The 14,898-nt window shown below is 52.4% G+C and carries 16 protein-coding genes; 5 read left to right on the plus strand and 11 right to left on the minus strand.

Annotated elements, in window-relative coordinates:
* Positions 1–7: 7 nt before the first annotated feature.
* From ABVN44_RS19985 to cpxP, 7 genes are all read right to left on the minus strand, one after another.
* Complete coding sequence (locus tag ABVN44_RS19985) at positions 8–967, minus strand: aminoimidazole riboside kinase (protein ID WP_023232490.1); 960 nt, start codon at positions 965–967, stop codon at positions 8–10.
* A 10-nt stretch (positions 968–977) separates the two neighbouring features.
* Positions 978–2,312, minus strand: a complete 1,335-nt coding sequence (locus ABVN44_RS19990) for an MFS transporter (RefSeq protein WP_000777316.1) — start codon at positions 2,310–2,312, stop codon at positions 978–980.
* Between the two features lie 264 nt (positions 2,313–2,576).
* Positions 2,577–3,332 (minus strand): CDP-diacylglycerol diphosphatase, encoded by a 756-nt coding sequence (locus tag ABVN44_RS19995; RefSeq protein ID WP_023232491.1) that lies wholly within the window; start codon positions 3,330–3,332, stop codon positions 2,577–2,579.
* A gap of 100 nt (positions 3,333–3,432) precedes the next feature.
* Positions 3,433–4,422, minus strand: a complete 990-nt coding sequence (locus ABVN44_RS20000) for a sulfate ABC transporter substrate-binding protein (RefSeq protein ID WP_023232492.1) — start codon at positions 4,420–4,422, stop codon at positions 3,433–3,435.
* Between the two features lie 203 nt (positions 4,423–4,625).
* On the minus strand, positions 4,626–5,588 hold the full coding sequence (pfkA, locus tag ABVN44_RS20005) for a 6-phosphofructokinase (RefSeq protein WP_000591793.1): 963 nt from the start codon (positions 5,586–5,588) through the stop codon (positions 4,626–4,628).
* 184 nt (positions 5,589–5,772) lie between these two features.
* Positions 5,773–6,675 (minus strand): CDF family cation-efflux transporter FieF, encoded by a 903-nt coding sequence (gene fieF, locus ABVN44_RS20010; protein WP_001077321.1) that lies wholly within the window; start codon positions 6,673–6,675, stop codon positions 5,773–5,775.
* A 147-nt stretch (positions 6,676–6,822) separates the two neighbouring features.
* The gene (gene cpxP / locus ABVN44_RS20015; protein ID WP_001233463.1) at positions 6,823–7,323 is read right to left on the minus strand and encodes a cell-envelope stress modulator CpxP; all 501 of its coding nucleotides are present in this window, start codon (positions 7,321–7,323) and stop codon (positions 6,823–6,825) included.
* A gap of 150 nt (positions 7,324–7,473) precedes the next feature.
* On the opposite strand from cpxP, the gene cpxR reads away from it, so the two are divergent.
* On the plus strand, positions 7,474–8,172 hold the full coding sequence (gene cpxR, locus ABVN44_RS20020; protein WP_001033731.1) for an envelope stress response regulator transcription factor CpxR: 699 nt from the start codon (positions 7,474–7,476) through the stop codon (positions 8,170–8,172).
* Positions 8,169–9,542: an envelope stress sensor histidine kinase CpxA gene (gene cpxA / locus ABVN44_RS20025; protein ID WP_000580402.1), complete on the plus strand. Its 1,374-nt coding sequence runs from the start codon at positions 8,169–8,171 to the stop codon at positions 9,540–9,542. Before cpxR ends, cpxA begins: the two co-directional genes overlap by 4 nt.
* A 47-nt stretch (positions 9,543–9,589) precedes the next feature.
* On the opposite strand, the gene ABVN44_RS20030 is transcribed toward cpxA, so the two are convergent.
* The 4 genes from ABVN44_RS20030 to sodA all read right to left on the minus strand — a co-directional run bounded on the left by ABVN44_RS20030 (position 9,590) and on the right by sodA (position 11,700).
* Positions 9,590–9,793 (minus strand): hypothetical protein, encoded by a 204-nt coding sequence (locus tag ABVN44_RS20030; protein ID WP_023232493.1) that lies wholly within the window; start codon positions 9,791–9,793, stop codon positions 9,590–9,592.
* A gap of 120 nt (positions 9,794–9,913) precedes the next feature.
* Positions 9,914–10,309, minus strand: a complete 396-nt coding sequence (locus tag ABVN44_RS20035) for a nuclear transport factor 2 family protein (RefSeq protein WP_023232494.1) — start codon at positions 10,307–10,309, stop codon at positions 9,914–9,916.
* 11 nt (positions 10,310–10,320) lie between these two features.
* Entirely contained in the window at positions 10,321–11,010 is a 690-nt protein-coding gene (gene yiiM, locus ABVN44_RS20040) for a 6-hydroxyaminopurine reductase (RefSeq protein ID WP_023232495.1), read from the minus strand.
* A 69-nt stretch (positions 11,011–11,079) separates the two neighbouring features.
* Positions 11,080–11,700 carry a superoxide dismutase [Mn] gene (sodA, locus tag ABVN44_RS20045; RefSeq protein ID WP_000122632.1) on the minus strand — a complete coding sequence of 207 codons (621 nt, stop codon included), beginning with the start codon at positions 11,698–11,700 and terminating at the stop codon, positions 11,080–11,082.
* Positions 11,701–12,028: 328 nt separating this feature from the next.
* On the opposite strand from sodA, the gene ABVN44_RS20050 reads away from it, so the two are divergent.
* The 3 genes from ABVN44_RS20050 to ABVN44_RS20060 are packed head-to-tail and all read left to right on the plus strand — an operon-like array spanning position 12,029 to position 14,846.
* Positions 12,029–13,012, plus strand: a complete 984-nt coding sequence (locus ABVN44_RS20050; protein ID WP_000812816.1) for a TRAP transporter substrate-binding protein — start codon at positions 12,029–12,031, stop codon at positions 13,010–13,012.
* An 18-nt stretch (positions 13,013–13,030) separates the two neighbouring features.
* Positions 13,031–13,546, plus strand: a complete 516-nt coding sequence (locus tag ABVN44_RS20055) for a TRAP transporter small permease (protein ID WP_001091413.1) — start codon at positions 13,031–13,033, stop codon at positions 13,544–13,546.
* Positions 13,539–14,846: a TRAP transporter large permease gene (locus ABVN44_RS20060; protein ID WP_000566800.1), complete on the plus strand. Its 1,308-nt coding sequence runs from the start codon at positions 13,539–13,541 to the stop codon at positions 14,844–14,846. The genes ABVN44_RS20055 and ABVN44_RS20060 overlap by 8 nt, the downstream gene beginning before the upstream one ends.
* Positions 14,847–14,898 lie beyond the last annotated feature (52 nt).

Below are 14,898 nucleotides of genomic sequence, written 5' to 3' on the forward strand. Positions count from 1 at the left end.
TGACTCCTTATTTCACGGTCATGGCTTGTGCCAGCGAATGGCTGGAAAGAAAAGTGTTGAGTTGGTCAGGAAACGGTAAAGCGGTCATTGCGCCCTTTGCCGTTACCGCCATGGCGCCGCAGGCGTTGGCATTGCTGATGGCCTCCGCCAGCAGGGCATGGTTCCAGCAATTTGCGCGGGAAAGGGTGAACAACAGTCCGCCGACAAAAGCATCACCGGCTCCCGTGGTATCGACAACATCGACGCGCGGTGCGGGAAAATGGAACTCCCCCTCGGCGGTAATCAACAGCGCGCCATCGGCCCCCAGCGAAATGATCGTGGTGTCACCGCCTAGATCGCGCAGGTAATAACGCGCATCCTGCCAGTGACTGGCCCCGCTGAGCTGGCACAGCTCATCTGCCGAGACTTTGCAGATAGAAGCCAGCGCGGCGGACCGGGCGATCAGTTCAGGGATTTCATCGGTATTGCGCCACATCTTGCTGCGCAGATTGACGTCAAACAGTACGTAACCACCCGCTTCACGCATTCTTCTCGCTCCCTCAAGGCACGCCTCGCGAGCGGGCCTGTCGGTGAGGCCAATTGAGCTGAAGTAAAACCATTCGTGCTGCCTGAACGGCGGCAAATCCTGCGGCGAAACGTAGGTATCAGCCCCCGGATGCACCAGATAGGTAAAGCTGCGTTCCCCGTCAGCCGTCAGGTTGACGATCAGCACCGCGCTGGTCAGGTCCGCATCCAGCCTTAGAAACGTGACATCCACGCCGTTATCCTGAAAAACCTGGCGCAGGAAGCGACCGGCGTCATCGTCACCAAGACAGCCAATAAAACCGCACTCTCCGCCCAGCCTGGCAACGCATACCCCCACGTTCGCCGACGCTCCGCCGGGACATTTCAGATAGCTGTTCTGCTTTTCCGGTACCAGGTCAACGGAGGCATCGCCGATAACCCAAACCTTATTCATGGCCTTCATTTGCGCCTCCTTATGCCTGTTTCTGCGCCAGGGCGAGCTGAATATCACGATAATATTCGTTGTTAATCAGATACTTTTTCATAAGCAGCCCAACCGCAAGGTGGAACAGAGCCGGAATGAGCGTCATCATCAGCGCAATACCGGTGAGCGAACGTGCGGTCTGTTCAACATCGGCCTGATAGCCAAAGTGGCTCAGCAGGAATCCAAGTATCCCGCCCGCGATCCCCATCCCAAACTTCTGGAAGAAGAGGATGCCGCCAAACGCCAACCCGGAAACGCGCAGACCGGTTTTCTTTTCTCCGTAATCCACCGCTTCGGCGATAGAGGACCAGAACACCGGCATTTGCATATCGCAGAAGAAATTAATAAGAAAATAGAACGCAAACGCCAGGATAAGATTTTCACGCCCGACGGAGAAATACATCAGCGCGCTCAGGATAAAGGTAATAATCTGGGTGTAGCGGAACATCTTAATTTTGTCCCAGAACTTGGTTATCCAGGTGGTAGCGATCATCGCTAAAATAGAGGCAACGACGCCGGTAGTCAGGAAGGGTGAAATCAGGCTATCTCCGCCGTTCAGATAATACTTGGCGTAATAAGCGGCAACGGAACCGCGAATAACATAACCGCACATCAGCAGCAGAATAACAACGCCGAGAATAATCCACTGATCGTTACGTAACAGATATTTAAACTGTTTCCCCACCGATAGCGAGGTAATTTCCGGCTCGCTGCGTTCACGCGTGGTAAGAAAACAGAAGATAAACAGTAAGGCGCCCATCGCCCCCATCAGCCCCATCGAAAACTGGTAACCCAGCGCCTTGTTGCCCTGCCCCAGCCAGACGGCAAGCATCGGTACGACGATAGTCACCAGGAAAGCGGCAATCTTAGTCATCACAAAACGATAGCCGTTGGCGCTTAACCGTTCGACGGGGTCGCTGGTAATGACGCCAATCATCGAAATATAGGGAATGGTGATCGCAGTATAGACCAGGGTCATAAGAATATAGGTGCCATAGGCCCACGCCAGCTTGGCCATATAAGCCATATCAGGCGTAATAAACATCAAATACACGGCGAAACCAAAAGGAATGGCAAACCACAGCAGCCACGGGCGATAACGTCCCCAGCGCGTATTCAGTTTATCGGTCAGAACCCCCATGGCCGGATCGATAATGGCATCAATCATCCGCACAACCACAAACAGTACGCCAACATCAGCGGCGCTCAGGCCGTAGATATCGGTATAGAAATAGGCGAGGAGCAGCTGCATGGCGATAATCACAACGTTTATCGCCATATCTCCCGCGCCGAAGCCGATTTTTTCCACGATAGAAAGTTTCATGTTGATATTCCTTTACGCTTAGCAGCGCAAATCTGGTGAACAATTAATGATGTCACTACATGAAATAAAAACGTTTTTATATATAAGCCATCCACCAGACAATCTATGGAGGCTATGAAGAGAGTGTAACTAACCATCAAAAGATATAAAGGTATACCTTTATATCTTTTGATCGGTTTCACATATTTTTATAGACACGATCTTACCCCAGTTTTAAACCGGGATAAGAATCAATAAGATAATGAGCAGGGGGTGTAACGAAAATCAGCGGGAAGACAAAATGGCGCAACTATGGTCCTGAATCTCTTCCGCCGATGCGCGATTAAGCGTCAGCAGGTTACGCTCGGTCGCCAGCAGAACAAAAGAGTCGTCGCTTTGGCGTACCACCGCCAGCGCATAGCGTCCCATATGATCGCGCGCTTCCGGCACCTCTTCCGCCAGCATCATAAACGGACTACGCTGCGCCAGTTCGCTCTCGGTTACCCGGCGCGCCAGGTATTCATGCCCCATCAGGTCGCTCGGTAGCGGAAGCCAGCGAGTGCTGATACGCGTGAGATCGTTATCCAGTTGTTCCCGAACGTCAGGACGGATGCAAGAAATATGGATATGCAAATGGTCCTGTGAACGACCAAGCCGCGAATTAATCGCCAGCGAGACCGCGCTATCCGGAATATCATGCCCGTATTTTTTACTCATATAGCCGCGAGCCTGCCAGGCCAGCCAGAAAAAGTTGGGCGTAGCGGGTTCCAGCAATAGCGGGCTTTCTGTACCGTTGATACGGTAGGTGGGCATCAATAAATATTGCAACGGACCGTGACGATCTTTAAAGACGACATAGCCGGCGCGAGGTTTGACTTCCGCGCAAGGCGCTGGGTTTTGATGCTGTAACTGATCGGGCAGGCATTGTTCAAGCACGATTTCCCGTAATGCATCAGGGTTGCCGGAAAATTTCCAGTAACCGACGCCCGCCGCGGCGACAATCACTATCACCGCCAGTAAAAAGTAGCCTGTTTTTTTCATGATATGCGTTCCCTGTGACCCATAGACGGGGAAGAGTAACGCAAAATTGTGGCAAAGAAAAAACCCGGTAACATAATACGTTACCGGGTTTATAAACGGTTTAGCGTTTGCTGATTTGGTCGAACGTACCGCCATTAGCGAAGTGATCTTTTTGCGCCTTCGCCCAGCCGCCAAACACCTCGTCAATGGTGAACAGCTTCAGCTTCGGAAACGCATCGTCGTATTTTTTCGCCACGTCAGCATCGCGCGGACGGTAGAAGTTTTTCGCTGCTATCTCCTGCCCTTCCGGCGAGTAGAGATACTTGAGATACGCTTCCGCTACCGCATTCGTCCCTTTCTTCTCAACGACTTTATCCACCACGGACACGGTCGGCTCTGCGAGAATAGATTCACTCGGGGTCACTATCTCGAATTTATCTTTACCCAGTTCGTTCGTCGCCAGCAGCGCTTCGTTTTCCCAGGCAATCAGCACATCACCGATACCGCGTTCAACGAAAGTATTGGTTGAGCCACGCGCGCCGGAGTCCAGCACTTCAACGTTTTTAAACAGGGCTTTGACAAAGTCCTGCGCTTTGGCCTGATCGTTATTGTTGTGGTGCAGGGCGTAGCCCCATGCCGCCAGATAGTTCCAGCGGGCGCCGCCGGAGCTTTTCGGGTTTGGCGTAATCACCGACACACCGGGTTTAATCAGATCGTTCCAGTCATGAATTTGTTTTGGATTGCCTTTGCGGACCAGGAAAACGATGGTGGAGGTGTAAGGTGCTGAGTTATCCGGCAGATGCTTGATCCAGTTTTTATCGATACGACCACGTTCCGCAATAGCGTCCACATCGTAAGCCAGCGCCAGCGTCACGACATCGGCTTCAATGCCGTTAATAACGGAAGTCGCCTGTTTACCCGAACCGCCGTGCGATTGGCGGATCACGACGTTGTCGCCGGTTTCCTGCTTCCAGTGCGCGCTAAACGCTTTGTTGTACTGCTCGTACAGCTCACGCGTTGGATCGTATGATACGTTAAGTAACTGAATATCCTTTGCCAGAAGGCTGGTTGACGCCAGCAATAATGTGAACCCCACGCCCCACTTTTTCATCGCCCGACTCGCTTATGTTGTGTTGTGATGAGCAAAGCGTGCCAGAAAGAGATCCAAACATTAAAGAATAAAAAAAGATTGGCTATAACTTCGAGGAATAAATCTGAGGGATTGCCGGATGGCGGCTAGCGCCTAATCCGGCCTACACGTTTCTGCAACCTGTAGGCCTGATAAGCGTAGCGCCATCAGGCGCGCAAAAACAATCAGTACAGTTTTTTCGCGCACTCCATCCAGTCGCTTTTGAACGGACGCTTCATGTTTTCAATCGCATCGATGATGTCATGATGAACAAGCTGCTCGTTCTGGATACCGACACAACGACCGCCATGGCCTTCCAGCAGCAGGTCAATAGCATACGCGCCCATACGGGAAGCCAGAATGCGATCGTAAGGTACCGGGGAACCACCGCGCTGAATGTGGCCGAGCACCGTCGCACGCGTTTCACGGCCCGTTTCTTTTTCAATAAAGTGCGCCAGTTCGTCAACATCACACATATGTTCGGTGATAGCGACGATAGCGTGTTTTTTCCCTTTCGCGATCCCGGCTTTGATTTCCGCCACCAGATCCTCGCGATTAAATTCAACTTCCGGCACCACGATAAACTCACAGCCGCCAGCAATAGCCGCCGCCAACGTCAGGTCGCCGCAATAACGGCCCATCACCTCAACGATAGAGATACGCTGGTGAGAAGAGGAGGTGTCACGCAGACGGTCAATCGCTTCCACTACAGTGCCGAGAGCAGTGAAATAGCCGATAGTGTAGTCGGTGCCTTTGATGTCGTTATCGATAGTGCCTGGCAGACCGATGCACGGGAAGCCCATTTCAGTCAAACGTTTTGCACCCATATAAGAACCGTCGCCGCCAATAACTACCAGCGCATCGATACCGCGTTTTTTCAGGTTTTCGATCGCGACAGCGCGAATATTTTCGTCACGGAATTCCGGGAAACGGGCAGAACCGAGGAAAGTACCGCCACGGTTGATCATGTCAGATACGCTGTAACGGTCAAGCTGAACCATACGATCTTCATACAGGCCCAGATAGCCGTCATAAATGCCCATGACTTCCAGCCCTTCCGTCAACGCTGCGCGCACAACACCGCGGATTGCCGCGTTCATGCCCGGCGCATCACCGCCGCTTGTCAACACACCGATTTTCTTAATCATGACTACCTCTGAACTTTGGAATGCAAAATGAAATCTATTGCCGGAAGCCGATTTCGCACTTCGAAACGATCCAACGAATATACAGATAGTATAACAATCCCTTCCTGCTGAATTGATTCAGGTCAGGCCAAATGGCGGTAATTTATACACAAAATGCTGGCCTGGCTCACTTTTTAACAATCAATTATACAAGCTCGAACTTCCTGCCTTCCCTGGGGACGACTGAACAGGGATCCTGATGAATAATGACATCTGAACCCGGAAAACGCCGCAAAATCGCCTGCTCTACCTGGTCAGCCACAAAATGCGCCTGAACGAGCGGCAGATTATCTTCCATTTCCAAATGAATCTGAATAAAGCGAGTCGGCCCTGACTGCCGCGTGCGGAGATCGTGCGCGCCGCTGACTCCCGGCCATGACGTCACGATATCAATAATTTCCTGTCGTTCCGCATCGGGCAGCGCGCGATCCAATAATGACTGCACCGCCTCATACCCCATACGTAACGCGCTATACAAAATATAGATGCCGATACCTAACGCAAACAGGGCATCCGCACGATGCCAACCGTACCAGGATAACCCCAGCGCGATAAGAATCGCTCCGTTCATCATAACATCAGACTGATAATGAAGCATATCCGCCCGTACCGCCTGACTTTGGGTCTTGCGTACCACCCAGCGCTGAAACGTGACCAGTATAATAGTGCATATCAGAGCGATGACGGTAACGCCAATCCCCACGCCGGGGTCGTTCATTGGCGTCGGCTTAATCAGATTCTGGATACTGGTCAAAAACAGAAACAACGCCGAACCGGAAATAAACATACTTTGCGCCAGCGCCGCCAGCGACTCCGCTTTACCGTGCCCAAACGTGTGTTCATCATCTGCGGGTTGCAGCGAATAACGCACGACCAACAAATTCGTCAATGACGCGGCAATATCCACCAGCGAGTCCACCAACGCCGCCAGAATACTCACCGATCCCGTATACCACCACGCAAAAATTTTGATCAAAAGTAACGCTGATGCCATCGCCGTTGCCGCGATAGCCGCCCGGCTAACCAGCCGTCCATAGGTTTGATTCATAAATACTCCCGCTATCTTCTGCCGGTAGTATAACGGATGGTTTAAAACAGTAAGCTAATAACAGAATGACAAACTGGAGATAAAAAAAACCCCCACATCATGTGGGGGAAGACAGGGATGGTGTCTATGGCAAGGAAAACAGGGTTGTTACTGGGAACGTGAGTTGCTACTACTCAATAATTTCAACGATGAACTTTTTTGCCATTGCGCCACGTCGCGCAGTTGCTCCATTCGTTGCTGATGCTTTTCATTCAAAACCGCTTGCTGCTCCGGCGTTAACAGGCGATACATCTGGTTACGCACGCGCGCCATTTCGACCTGGCGGGCAACCTGCTCTTGCGCCATTTTTTCTGCCTGAGCGCGCACAGCGCTTTCATCAAATTTTTCTGCGGTGACAAGCCGATGCATTGTCTCCATTTCGCTAACATTAACAGGAGGCTGTTCGTGCCTTGCCTGTTGCATAAGATCTCGCATCTGCTGACGCTGATGTTCGGTTAAACTTATGCCGTCAAACATATGATTTTGCGCGCTACGCTGCGTGGCCCCGTCACCGGGGTGCCAGTTATCGCTTGTAACAACTTCAGCTGCGTGGCTTAAAAAACTGAATGCCAGCGTTGAGGCCATAACAGCAGCGGTAACTTTGCGCATCGCTTGCTCCCAAAATCTTTTCTGTCGCGATTCAACGAGAGACAGTTTACGATTCGGGCTGCAAACATGCGTCAGGGGGTGTAAAACAACGTAAAGTCATGGATTAGCGACGCCTGATGACGTAATTTCTGCCTCGGAGGTACGTAAACAATGAATAAAATCCTGTTAGTTGATGATGACCGAGAGCTGACTTCCCTGTTAAAAGAGCTCCTCGAAATGGAAGGTTTTAATGTCCTGGTGGCCCACGACGGCGAGCAGGCGCTTGAGCTTTTGGATGACAGCATCGATTTACTTTTGCTTGACGTCATGATGCCGAAGAAAAACGGTATCGATACGTTGAAAGCGCTTCGCCAGACACACCAGACGCCTGTCATTATGCTGACCGCGCGCGGCAGCGAGCTGGATCGCGTTCTCGGCCTTGAGCTGGGCGCGGACGACTATTTGCCCAAACCGTTTAACGACCGCGAGCTGGTAGCGCGCATCAGGGCTATTTTGCGCCGTTCCCACTGGAGCGAGCAGCAGCAGAGCAGCGACAACGGCTCGCCGACGCTGGAAGTCGATGCGCTAAGCCTTAATCCGGGCCGCCAGGAAGCCAGTTTCGATGGCCAAACGCTGGAGCTGACCGGTACGGAATTCACCCTGCTCTATTTGCTGGCGCAACACCTCGGCCAGGTGGTTTCCCGTGAACATTTAAGTCAGGAAGTGCTGGGTAAGCGCCTGACGCCGTTCGATCGCGCCATTGATATGCATATTTCTAACCTGCGCCGCAAACTGCCGGAACGCAAAGACGGTCACCCGTGGTTTAAAACATTGCGTGGTCGCGGCTATCTGATGGTTTCCGCTTCATGATAGGAAGTTTAACCGCGCGCATCTTCGCCATCTTCTGGTTGACGCTGGCGCTGGTGCTAATGCTGGTACTGATGTTGCCCAAGCTCGATTCACGCCAGATGACCGAGCTGCTGGACAGCGAACAGCGCCAGGGATTGATGATAGAGCAACATGTAGAAGCTGAACTTGCGAACGATCCGCCCAACGACCTGATGTGGTGGCGTCGCCTGTTCCGCGCGATCGATAAGTGGGCGCCGCCTGGACAGCGGTTATTACTGGTGACCTCTGAAGGACGCGTGATCGGCGCTGAACGCAGCGAAATGCAGATCATTCGTAACTTCATTGGTCAGGCGGATAACGCCGATCATCCGCAGAAGAAAAAATATGGCCGCGTAGAGATGGTGGGGCCGTTCTCCGTTCGCGACGGAGAGGATAATTACCAGCTTTACCTGATTCGGCCGGCCAGCAGTTCGCAATCCGATTTTATTAATCTGCTGTTTGACCGCCCGCTTCTGTTGCTCATTGTCACGATGCTGGTCAGTTCGCCGCTCTTGCTATGGCTGGCATGGAGTCTGGCGAAACCGGCGCGTAAGTTGAAAAACGCGGCTGATGAAGTGGCGCAAGGCAACCTGCGTCAGCATCCGGAGCTGGAGGCGGGTCCGCAGGAGTTCCTCGCCGCTGGCGCCAGTTTTAACCAGATGGTGACGGCGCTGGAACGGATGATGACCTCGCAGCAGCGTTTGCTGTCAGACATCTCCCATGAGCTGCGAACGCCCCTTACGCGCCTGCAACTGGGTACCGCGCTGCTGCGTCGTCGTGGCGGCGAAAGCAAAGAGCTGGAGCGTATTGAAACCGAAGCGCAGCGTCTGGACAGCATGATCAATGACCTGCTGGTGATGTCGCGTAACCAACAGAAAAATGCGCTGGTCAGCGAAACGATGAAAGCCAATCAGCTATGGGGCGAAGTGCTGGATAACGCCGCCTTTGAAGCCGAACAGATGGGCAAGTCGTTAACGGTAAATTATCCGCCGGGGCCGTGGCCGCTCTATGGCAACCCAAACGCGCTGGAAAGCGCGCTGGAAAATATTGTTCGTAATGCGCTGCGCTATTCACATACGAAGATTGAAGTCGGCTTCTCGGTGGATAAAGACGGTATTACGATCACGGTCGATGACGACGGGCCGGGCGTCAGCCCGGAAGACCGCGAGCAGATCTTCCGTCCGTTCTATCGCACTGATGAGGCGCGCGACCGCGAATCTGGCGGCACCGGGCTGGGGCTGGCGATTGTCGAAAGCGCCATGCAGCAGCACCGCGGCTGGGTTAAGGCTGACGATAGCCCGCTGGGTGGGTTGCGGCTCACGCTGTGGCTACCGCTGTACAAGCGAACCTAATGTTATTCATGGCTCGGTAATACTTTCCCTTACCGAGCCTTAACCATTTAAAGCGTATCAAGGATGCTGTCCAATTCATCACCATTCACGCCATACTTTTCCGTTATGAACTTAAACTGTTGATACAACTCAGCTAAAAACTCCTCATCCAGAGACCGCTCCCAAAGCTCCTCAAGAGATTTGAGGTGATACTCTTCGAATAAGATGTGCTTAACTTCTTCCGTACAAGCCTCGAGAATATGTGCGTCCATAATTTACATATCTTTTGTGAATAATTAATAGGTTACCAGCGGAATAAGGCAAATGCCGTCATCCGGCAATGTACACCTGACTGCCTGATGGCGCTACGCTTATCCGGCCTACGCACCGCGCTATCGGGAGATTTCCGGCGTTAAAATCCACTCGGCGCTGTCATTCCACACGTCCATCCGGGTAATTTTGCCATCGCGCACTTCGAAGCGGTCAATAAAGCGGTTATCGGCAAACGGGCGACCGTCGGGCCATTCGCCATACAACGTACCGTTGGAATAAATCACAACGTAATCATCATGCTGCACCGCATCAAACTCGCCCAGCGCCTTCTTCACCCACTTGTAGCGAGCGCCGTTAAACTGCGCGATATCTGCCGCGCCCGCCATCGCCCGGCCTCCGGTGAAGGTAATTTTCACCTCCGGGTGCATATACGTTGCGGCGCGTTCAGCATCGGGAATCATCGAGGCCACCAAAAATTCTTTTACGATCGCCACCGCATTTTCAGCTTCAGTCATAATCCTTCCTTTCATTTTGGCGGAGTTTTATCCCCCCACAGTCGTCTGGCGCTATCTTCAATTTTGCCGCTCAAACGACGCTTCTGCATGGTGCGGCTCCAGCTCGCCGACAGCCCGGCGGCGCTCAACAGCCGGTGATATTGTTCGTCATCAAACGGCATAGACCAGGCGATAACACCCGCTTCATGAACCGAGACATCGCTCAGACGCGACGCCAGTTCCAACGGCGCATCGCTGGAGACCTTACCTGGCGCAATGACCCGATACAGCCAGCCGGTTTTTCCGCTGTTCTGCATAAGGAGGGCCATGTCGCTGATGACAAGGTGGAAATTAAGTTTAAAGCATGGAGAGCGCGGCTGAGTGACCTGGATCAACGCCTCGCCCCAGCGGTAGATGTCGCCAATAAACACGTTGTGTTCGGTCATTCCGTTCGTCGACAGATTCTCGCCAAACGCCGGGGCGCAAAACAGCGTCGCCTGCTCGGGGAACTGGCGAATCCAATCAGCATAGTGTTCGCGGGGGTAATGGCATAGCGCGCGGTCGGGGCCGCCGTGGATTTTCTTTTCGGCCTGCTGATCGCCTGCCAGACCCAGCTCGGTCAGCATGAGTTCGCCGTCGATTTGCACCTTGGCGATAGCGCTCGGGCGGCTGCCGTCATAGTCACGAATTTTGCCAATAAACACGTCAACCGGATAATGCATCTGCTGCTCCTTACGCGGATACAAAAAAAGCGAGTCATCAGACTCGCTTCTACAGACGTGCAATGCAAATTATTTTTTAGCGGCGAAACGCGCTGCTGCTTCGTCCCAGTTCACCACGTTCCAGAACTCTTTGATGTAGTCCGGGCGGCGGTTCTGGAATTTCAGGTAGTAAGCGTGTTCCCACACGTCCAGACCCAGGATCGGGAAGCCAGAAGCGCCGGAAATGGCTTCACCCATCAGCGGGGAATCCTGGTTTGCGGTAGAAACCACAGCCAGTTTGTCGCCTTTCAGCACCAGCCACGCCCAGCCGGAGCCGAAACGGGTTGCTGCTGCTTTTTCGAATTCAGCTTTGAAGTTGTCAACGGAACCGAAGTCACGCTCGATAGCCGCTTTCAGATCGCCCTGCAGAGTGGTGCCTTTTTTCAGCCCTTTCCAGAACAGGCTGTGGTTAGCGTGGCCGCCGGCGTTGTTACGCAGCACGGTTTTTTTGTCCGCTGGCACCTGGTCCAGTTTAGTAATCAGTTCTTCAACCGGCAGGTCAGCAAACTCAGGCAGGTTTTCCAGCGCCGCGTTAGCGTTGTTGACATAGGTTTGATGGTGTTTGGTGTGGTGAATCTCCATCGTCTGCTTATCGAAGTGCGGTTCCAGTGCATCATAAGCGTACGGCAGGGATGGCAGTGTATAACTCATAATCATCTCCATTATTGTCGAGCGGCACAGTGTTAACGCCGCGTAAGCAGTTGGTTCATTATAGTTAATTAAATGATATTGAAAATGATTATCAATGCCGTACTTTTTCCAGGGTTATAAACGTTACGGCATCCGCTGAAAAAAACCGATTTTTACGCCTCCAACCGAAACCGCCTGTTGATGAATTCCTGGAAATCATGAAATGTGAAACAGGGTTTCAAAATCTTTCTTTTGGTGCCAATTTTTATCAGCGGTGGCAAAATCAAGAAGGTTATAATTTCACCATGCAATTACATTCCCGGTAAATTATTACAATTGCGAGGGAATTATGAAGCAACCTGGTTTTATACGTCTGGCTACGTTGGCCTTACTCTCCACACTCTCTTTCTTCTCCCACGGCGAAACCATTTTGCGCCTGGCCTACGCTGAAAATAGCCAGCCGGTAAAAGATGCGTTGCACTTCCTGGGGCAGCAAGTTGAAGAGAAAACGGGCGGCGATATCAAAGTACAGTACTTCCCGGACGGACAGCTTGGCGGCGAGCGCGAACTGGTGGAGTTGACGCAGGTCGGCGTCGTCGACATCACTAAAGTGTCGTCCGGGCTGATGGAGAGTTTTTCGCCTGAGTACGGCGTGTTCTCACTTCCCTACCTGTTTGCCACCGTCGATGAATACTACCGCGTAATGGATAACCCACAGGTGATGGAGCCTGTTTATCAGTCCACCGCCGCACAGGGGTTTGTCGGCGTAGGCTGGTATGATTCCGGCGCGCGTAATTTTTATATGAGCAAAGCGCCGGTTAAACGCATTGAGGATTTACGCGGGAAGAAGATCCGCGTCATGCAGAGTGAGACGGCGATCCAAACTCTCAAACTGCTGGGCGCTTCGCCCATCGCCATGAGCCAGGCGGAGGTCTATACCTCGTTACAACAAGGCATTCTCGACGGCGCGGAAAACAATGAGTTCGCTCTCACCATCGCCCGCCACGGCGAAGTCGCCCGTTATTACACCTACGATATGCACACCCGCATTCCCGATATCCTGCTAATGAGTACCCTCACGCTGGAAAAGCTGACGCCGGAACAGCAGCGCATCGTCGAAGCCGCCATCAAGGCGTCGATCGAATTTGAGAAAGCCGCATGGGACAAGGAAATAGAGAAAACCAGGCTGGCGGCGGTAAAAGATTTCAACGTTGAATTCTACGAGATCGACAAAAAACCCTTCCAGAAGGCAGTACAGCCTATTTACGACGGTCTGAAAAACAAACCACGGCTTTACGGGCTGTATCAACGTATCCAGACAGCAAAAAATTAATCTAATCAGGAAATTAAGATGAACACATTCAGAAAAGGACTTGATTTATTGCTGGGCGCTATCTGTTGCCTGGTGCTGGCGATAATGGTTGGCATCGCCTGCTGGCAGGTGGTGAGCCGCTACATTCTGGGCGTTCCCAGCACCCTTACCGAAGAGATGCTGCGATTTCTCCTGGTGTGGGTATCAATGCTGGGCATGGCTTTTGTCGCCGGTCAGAAACAGCATATCAGCCTGACTCTCTTACTGGATAAGGTGTCGCCGACGATTCGTGGCTGGTGGGATATTATTCTGCAGGTCATTTTTATCGCGTTTTCCATTTGGGTATTGATTATCGGCGGCTTAAAGATTTCTGCGATTTCTATGCTGCAAATCTCCCCTGCGCTGGGCATTCCGATGGGGAAAATTTATTACGCACTCCCCTGCGCGGGCGTACTGATCATCCTCTATGGGCTGCTGAATATCGTTGACGCCCTGAAAGCTATCCATTCCGCCACGGATACCACTGAGCACACTCTGGAGAAATCACATGATTGACCCTATTTTTGCGTCCTGTACGCTAATTGCCGTCTTTGTTGTTTTACTGGCCATGGGCGCGCCTATCGGGATCTGCATCGTTATCGCCTCTTTTAGCACCATGATGCTGGTACTGCCTTTCGATATTTCGATGTTCGCCACCGCGCAAAAAATGTTCTCCAGCCTGGACAGTTTTGCCTTGCTGGCCGTGCCGTTCTTCGTTTTATCCGGGGTGATCATGAATAGCGGGGGAATTGCCGCCCGACTGGTCAATTTTGCCAAACTGTTTACTGGCAAACTGCCCGGCTCGCTCTCTTATACCAACATCGTCGGCAATATGATGTTCGGTGCAATTTCCGGATCGGCAATTGCCGCCTCAACCTCCATCGGCGGCGTGATGGTGCCGATGAGCGCGCGCGAAGGTTACGATCGCGGCTTTGCGGCCGCGGTGAATATCGCCTCCGCGCCGACGGGAATGTTAATTCCGCCCACCACGGCTTTTATCCTTTATGCGCTGGCTAGCGGGGGAACATCGATTGCCGCTCTGTTCGCCGGCGGTCTGGTCGCGGGAGTGCTGTGGGGCGTTGGCTGTATGCTGGTCACGCTGGTAGTCGCTAAGCGTCGAAATTATCGGGTTTTCTTCACCGTCCAAAAAGGCATGGCGCTAAAAGTTGCCGTTGAGGCCATTCCCAGCCTGTTACTGATCGTGATTATCGTCGGCGGCATTGTGCAGGGGATTTTCACCGCCATTGAAGCCTCCGCGATTGCCGTGGTGTATACATTATTGTTGACGATGGTGTTTTACCGCACGCTGAAAATTAAGGATTTGCCTTCGATTTTGCTCCAGACAGTGGTAATGACCGGGGTCATCATGTTCCTGCTGGCAACCTCTTCGGCGATGTCCTTCTCGATGTCGATCACCAATATTCCTGCGGCGCTGAGCGATATGATCCTCGGTATTTCCGCCAATAAACTGGTTATCCTGTTAGTCATTACCGTCTTTTTGTTGATTATCGGCGCATTTATGGATATCGGTCCGGCCATTCTGATTTTTACCCCGATTCTGCTGCCGATCATGGCTAAACTGGGCGTCGATCCGGTGCATTTCGGCATTATCATGATCTATAACCTGGCGATTGGCACCATTACGCCGCCAGTTGGCAGTGGTTTATATGTCGGGGCGAGCGTCGGTAAGGTCAAAGTTGAGGAAGTGATTAAACCGTTGCTGCCTTTTTACGGCGCGATTATCGGCGTTCTGTTATTAATTACCTACATTCCGGAAATCACACTGTTCTTACCCCGTCTACTGGGCATCATGTAAGCGCATAGTTTCCTGCGCATCTCGTTGCCGGATGGCGATTCGCGTCTTATCC

The organism is Salmonella sp. SJTUF15570, assembly GCF_043357055.1.
Taxonomy (GTDB): domain Bacteria; phylum Pseudomonadota; class Gammaproteobacteria; order Enterobacterales; family Enterobacteriaceae; genus Salmonella; species Salmonella enterica.

Excerpts from the sequence above, each read along its gene's own strand:
- ABVN44_RS19985 (WP_023232490.1), bottom strand. The coding sequence starts at position 967 with ATGAAGGCCATGAATAAGGTTTGGGTTATCGGCGATGCCTCCGTTGAC.
- ABVN44_RS19990 (WP_000777316.1), bottom strand. The coding sequence starts at position 2,312 with ATGAAACTTTCTATCGTGGAAAAAATCGGCTTCGGCGCGGGAGATATG.
- ABVN44_RS19995 (WP_023232491.1), bottom strand. The coding sequence starts at position 3,332 with ATGAAAAAAACAGGCTACTTTTTACTGGCGGTGATAGTGATTGTCGCC.
- ABVN44_RS20000 (WP_023232492.1), bottom strand. The coding sequence starts at position 4,422 with ATGAAAAAGTGGGGCGTGGGGTTCACATTATTGCTGGCGTCAACCAGC.
- pfkA (WP_000591793.1), bottom strand. The coding sequence starts at position 5,588 with ATGATTAAGAAAATCGGTGTGTTGACAAGCGGCGGTGATGCGCCGGGC.
- fieF (WP_001077321.1), bottom strand. The coding sequence starts at position 6,675 with ATGAATCAAACCTATGGACGGCTGGTTAGCCGGGCGGCTATCGCGGCA.
- cpxP (WP_001233463.1), bottom strand. The coding sequence starts at position 7,323 with ATGCGCAAAGTTACCGCTGCTGTTATGGCCTCAACGCTGGCATTCAGT.
- cpxR (WP_001033731.1), top strand. The coding sequence starts at position 7,474 with ATGAATAAAATCCTGTTAGTTGATGATGACCGAGAGCTGACTTCCCTG.
- cpxA (WP_000580402.1), top strand. The coding sequence starts at position 8,169 with ATGATAGGAAGTTTAACCGCGCGCATCTTCGCCATCTTCTGGTTGACG.
- ABVN44_RS20030 (WP_023232493.1), bottom strand. The coding sequence starts at position 9,793 with ATGGACGCACATATTCTCGAGGCTTGTACGGAAGAAGTTAAGCACATC.
- ABVN44_RS20035 (WP_023232494.1), bottom strand. The coding sequence starts at position 10,309 with ATGACTGAAGCTGAAAATGCGGTGGCGATCGTAAAAGAATTTTTGGTG.
- yiiM (WP_023232495.1), bottom strand. The coding sequence starts at position 11,010 with ATGCATTATCCGGTTGACGTGTTTATTGGCAAAATTCGTGACTATGAC.
- sodA (WP_000122632.1), bottom strand. The coding sequence starts at position 11,700 with ATGAGTTATACACTGCCATCCCTGCCGTACGCTTATGATGCACTGGAA.
- ABVN44_RS20050 (WP_000812816.1), top strand. The coding sequence starts at position 12,029 with ATGAAGCAACCTGGTTTTATACGTCTGGCTACGTTGGCCTTACTCTCC.
- ABVN44_RS20055 (WP_001091413.1), top strand. The coding sequence starts at position 13,031 with ATGAACACATTCAGAAAAGGACTTGATTTATTGCTGGGCGCTATCTGT.
- ABVN44_RS20060 (WP_000566800.1), top strand. The coding sequence starts at position 13,539 with ATGATTGACCCTATTTTTGCGTCCTGTACGCTAATTGCCGTCTTTGTT.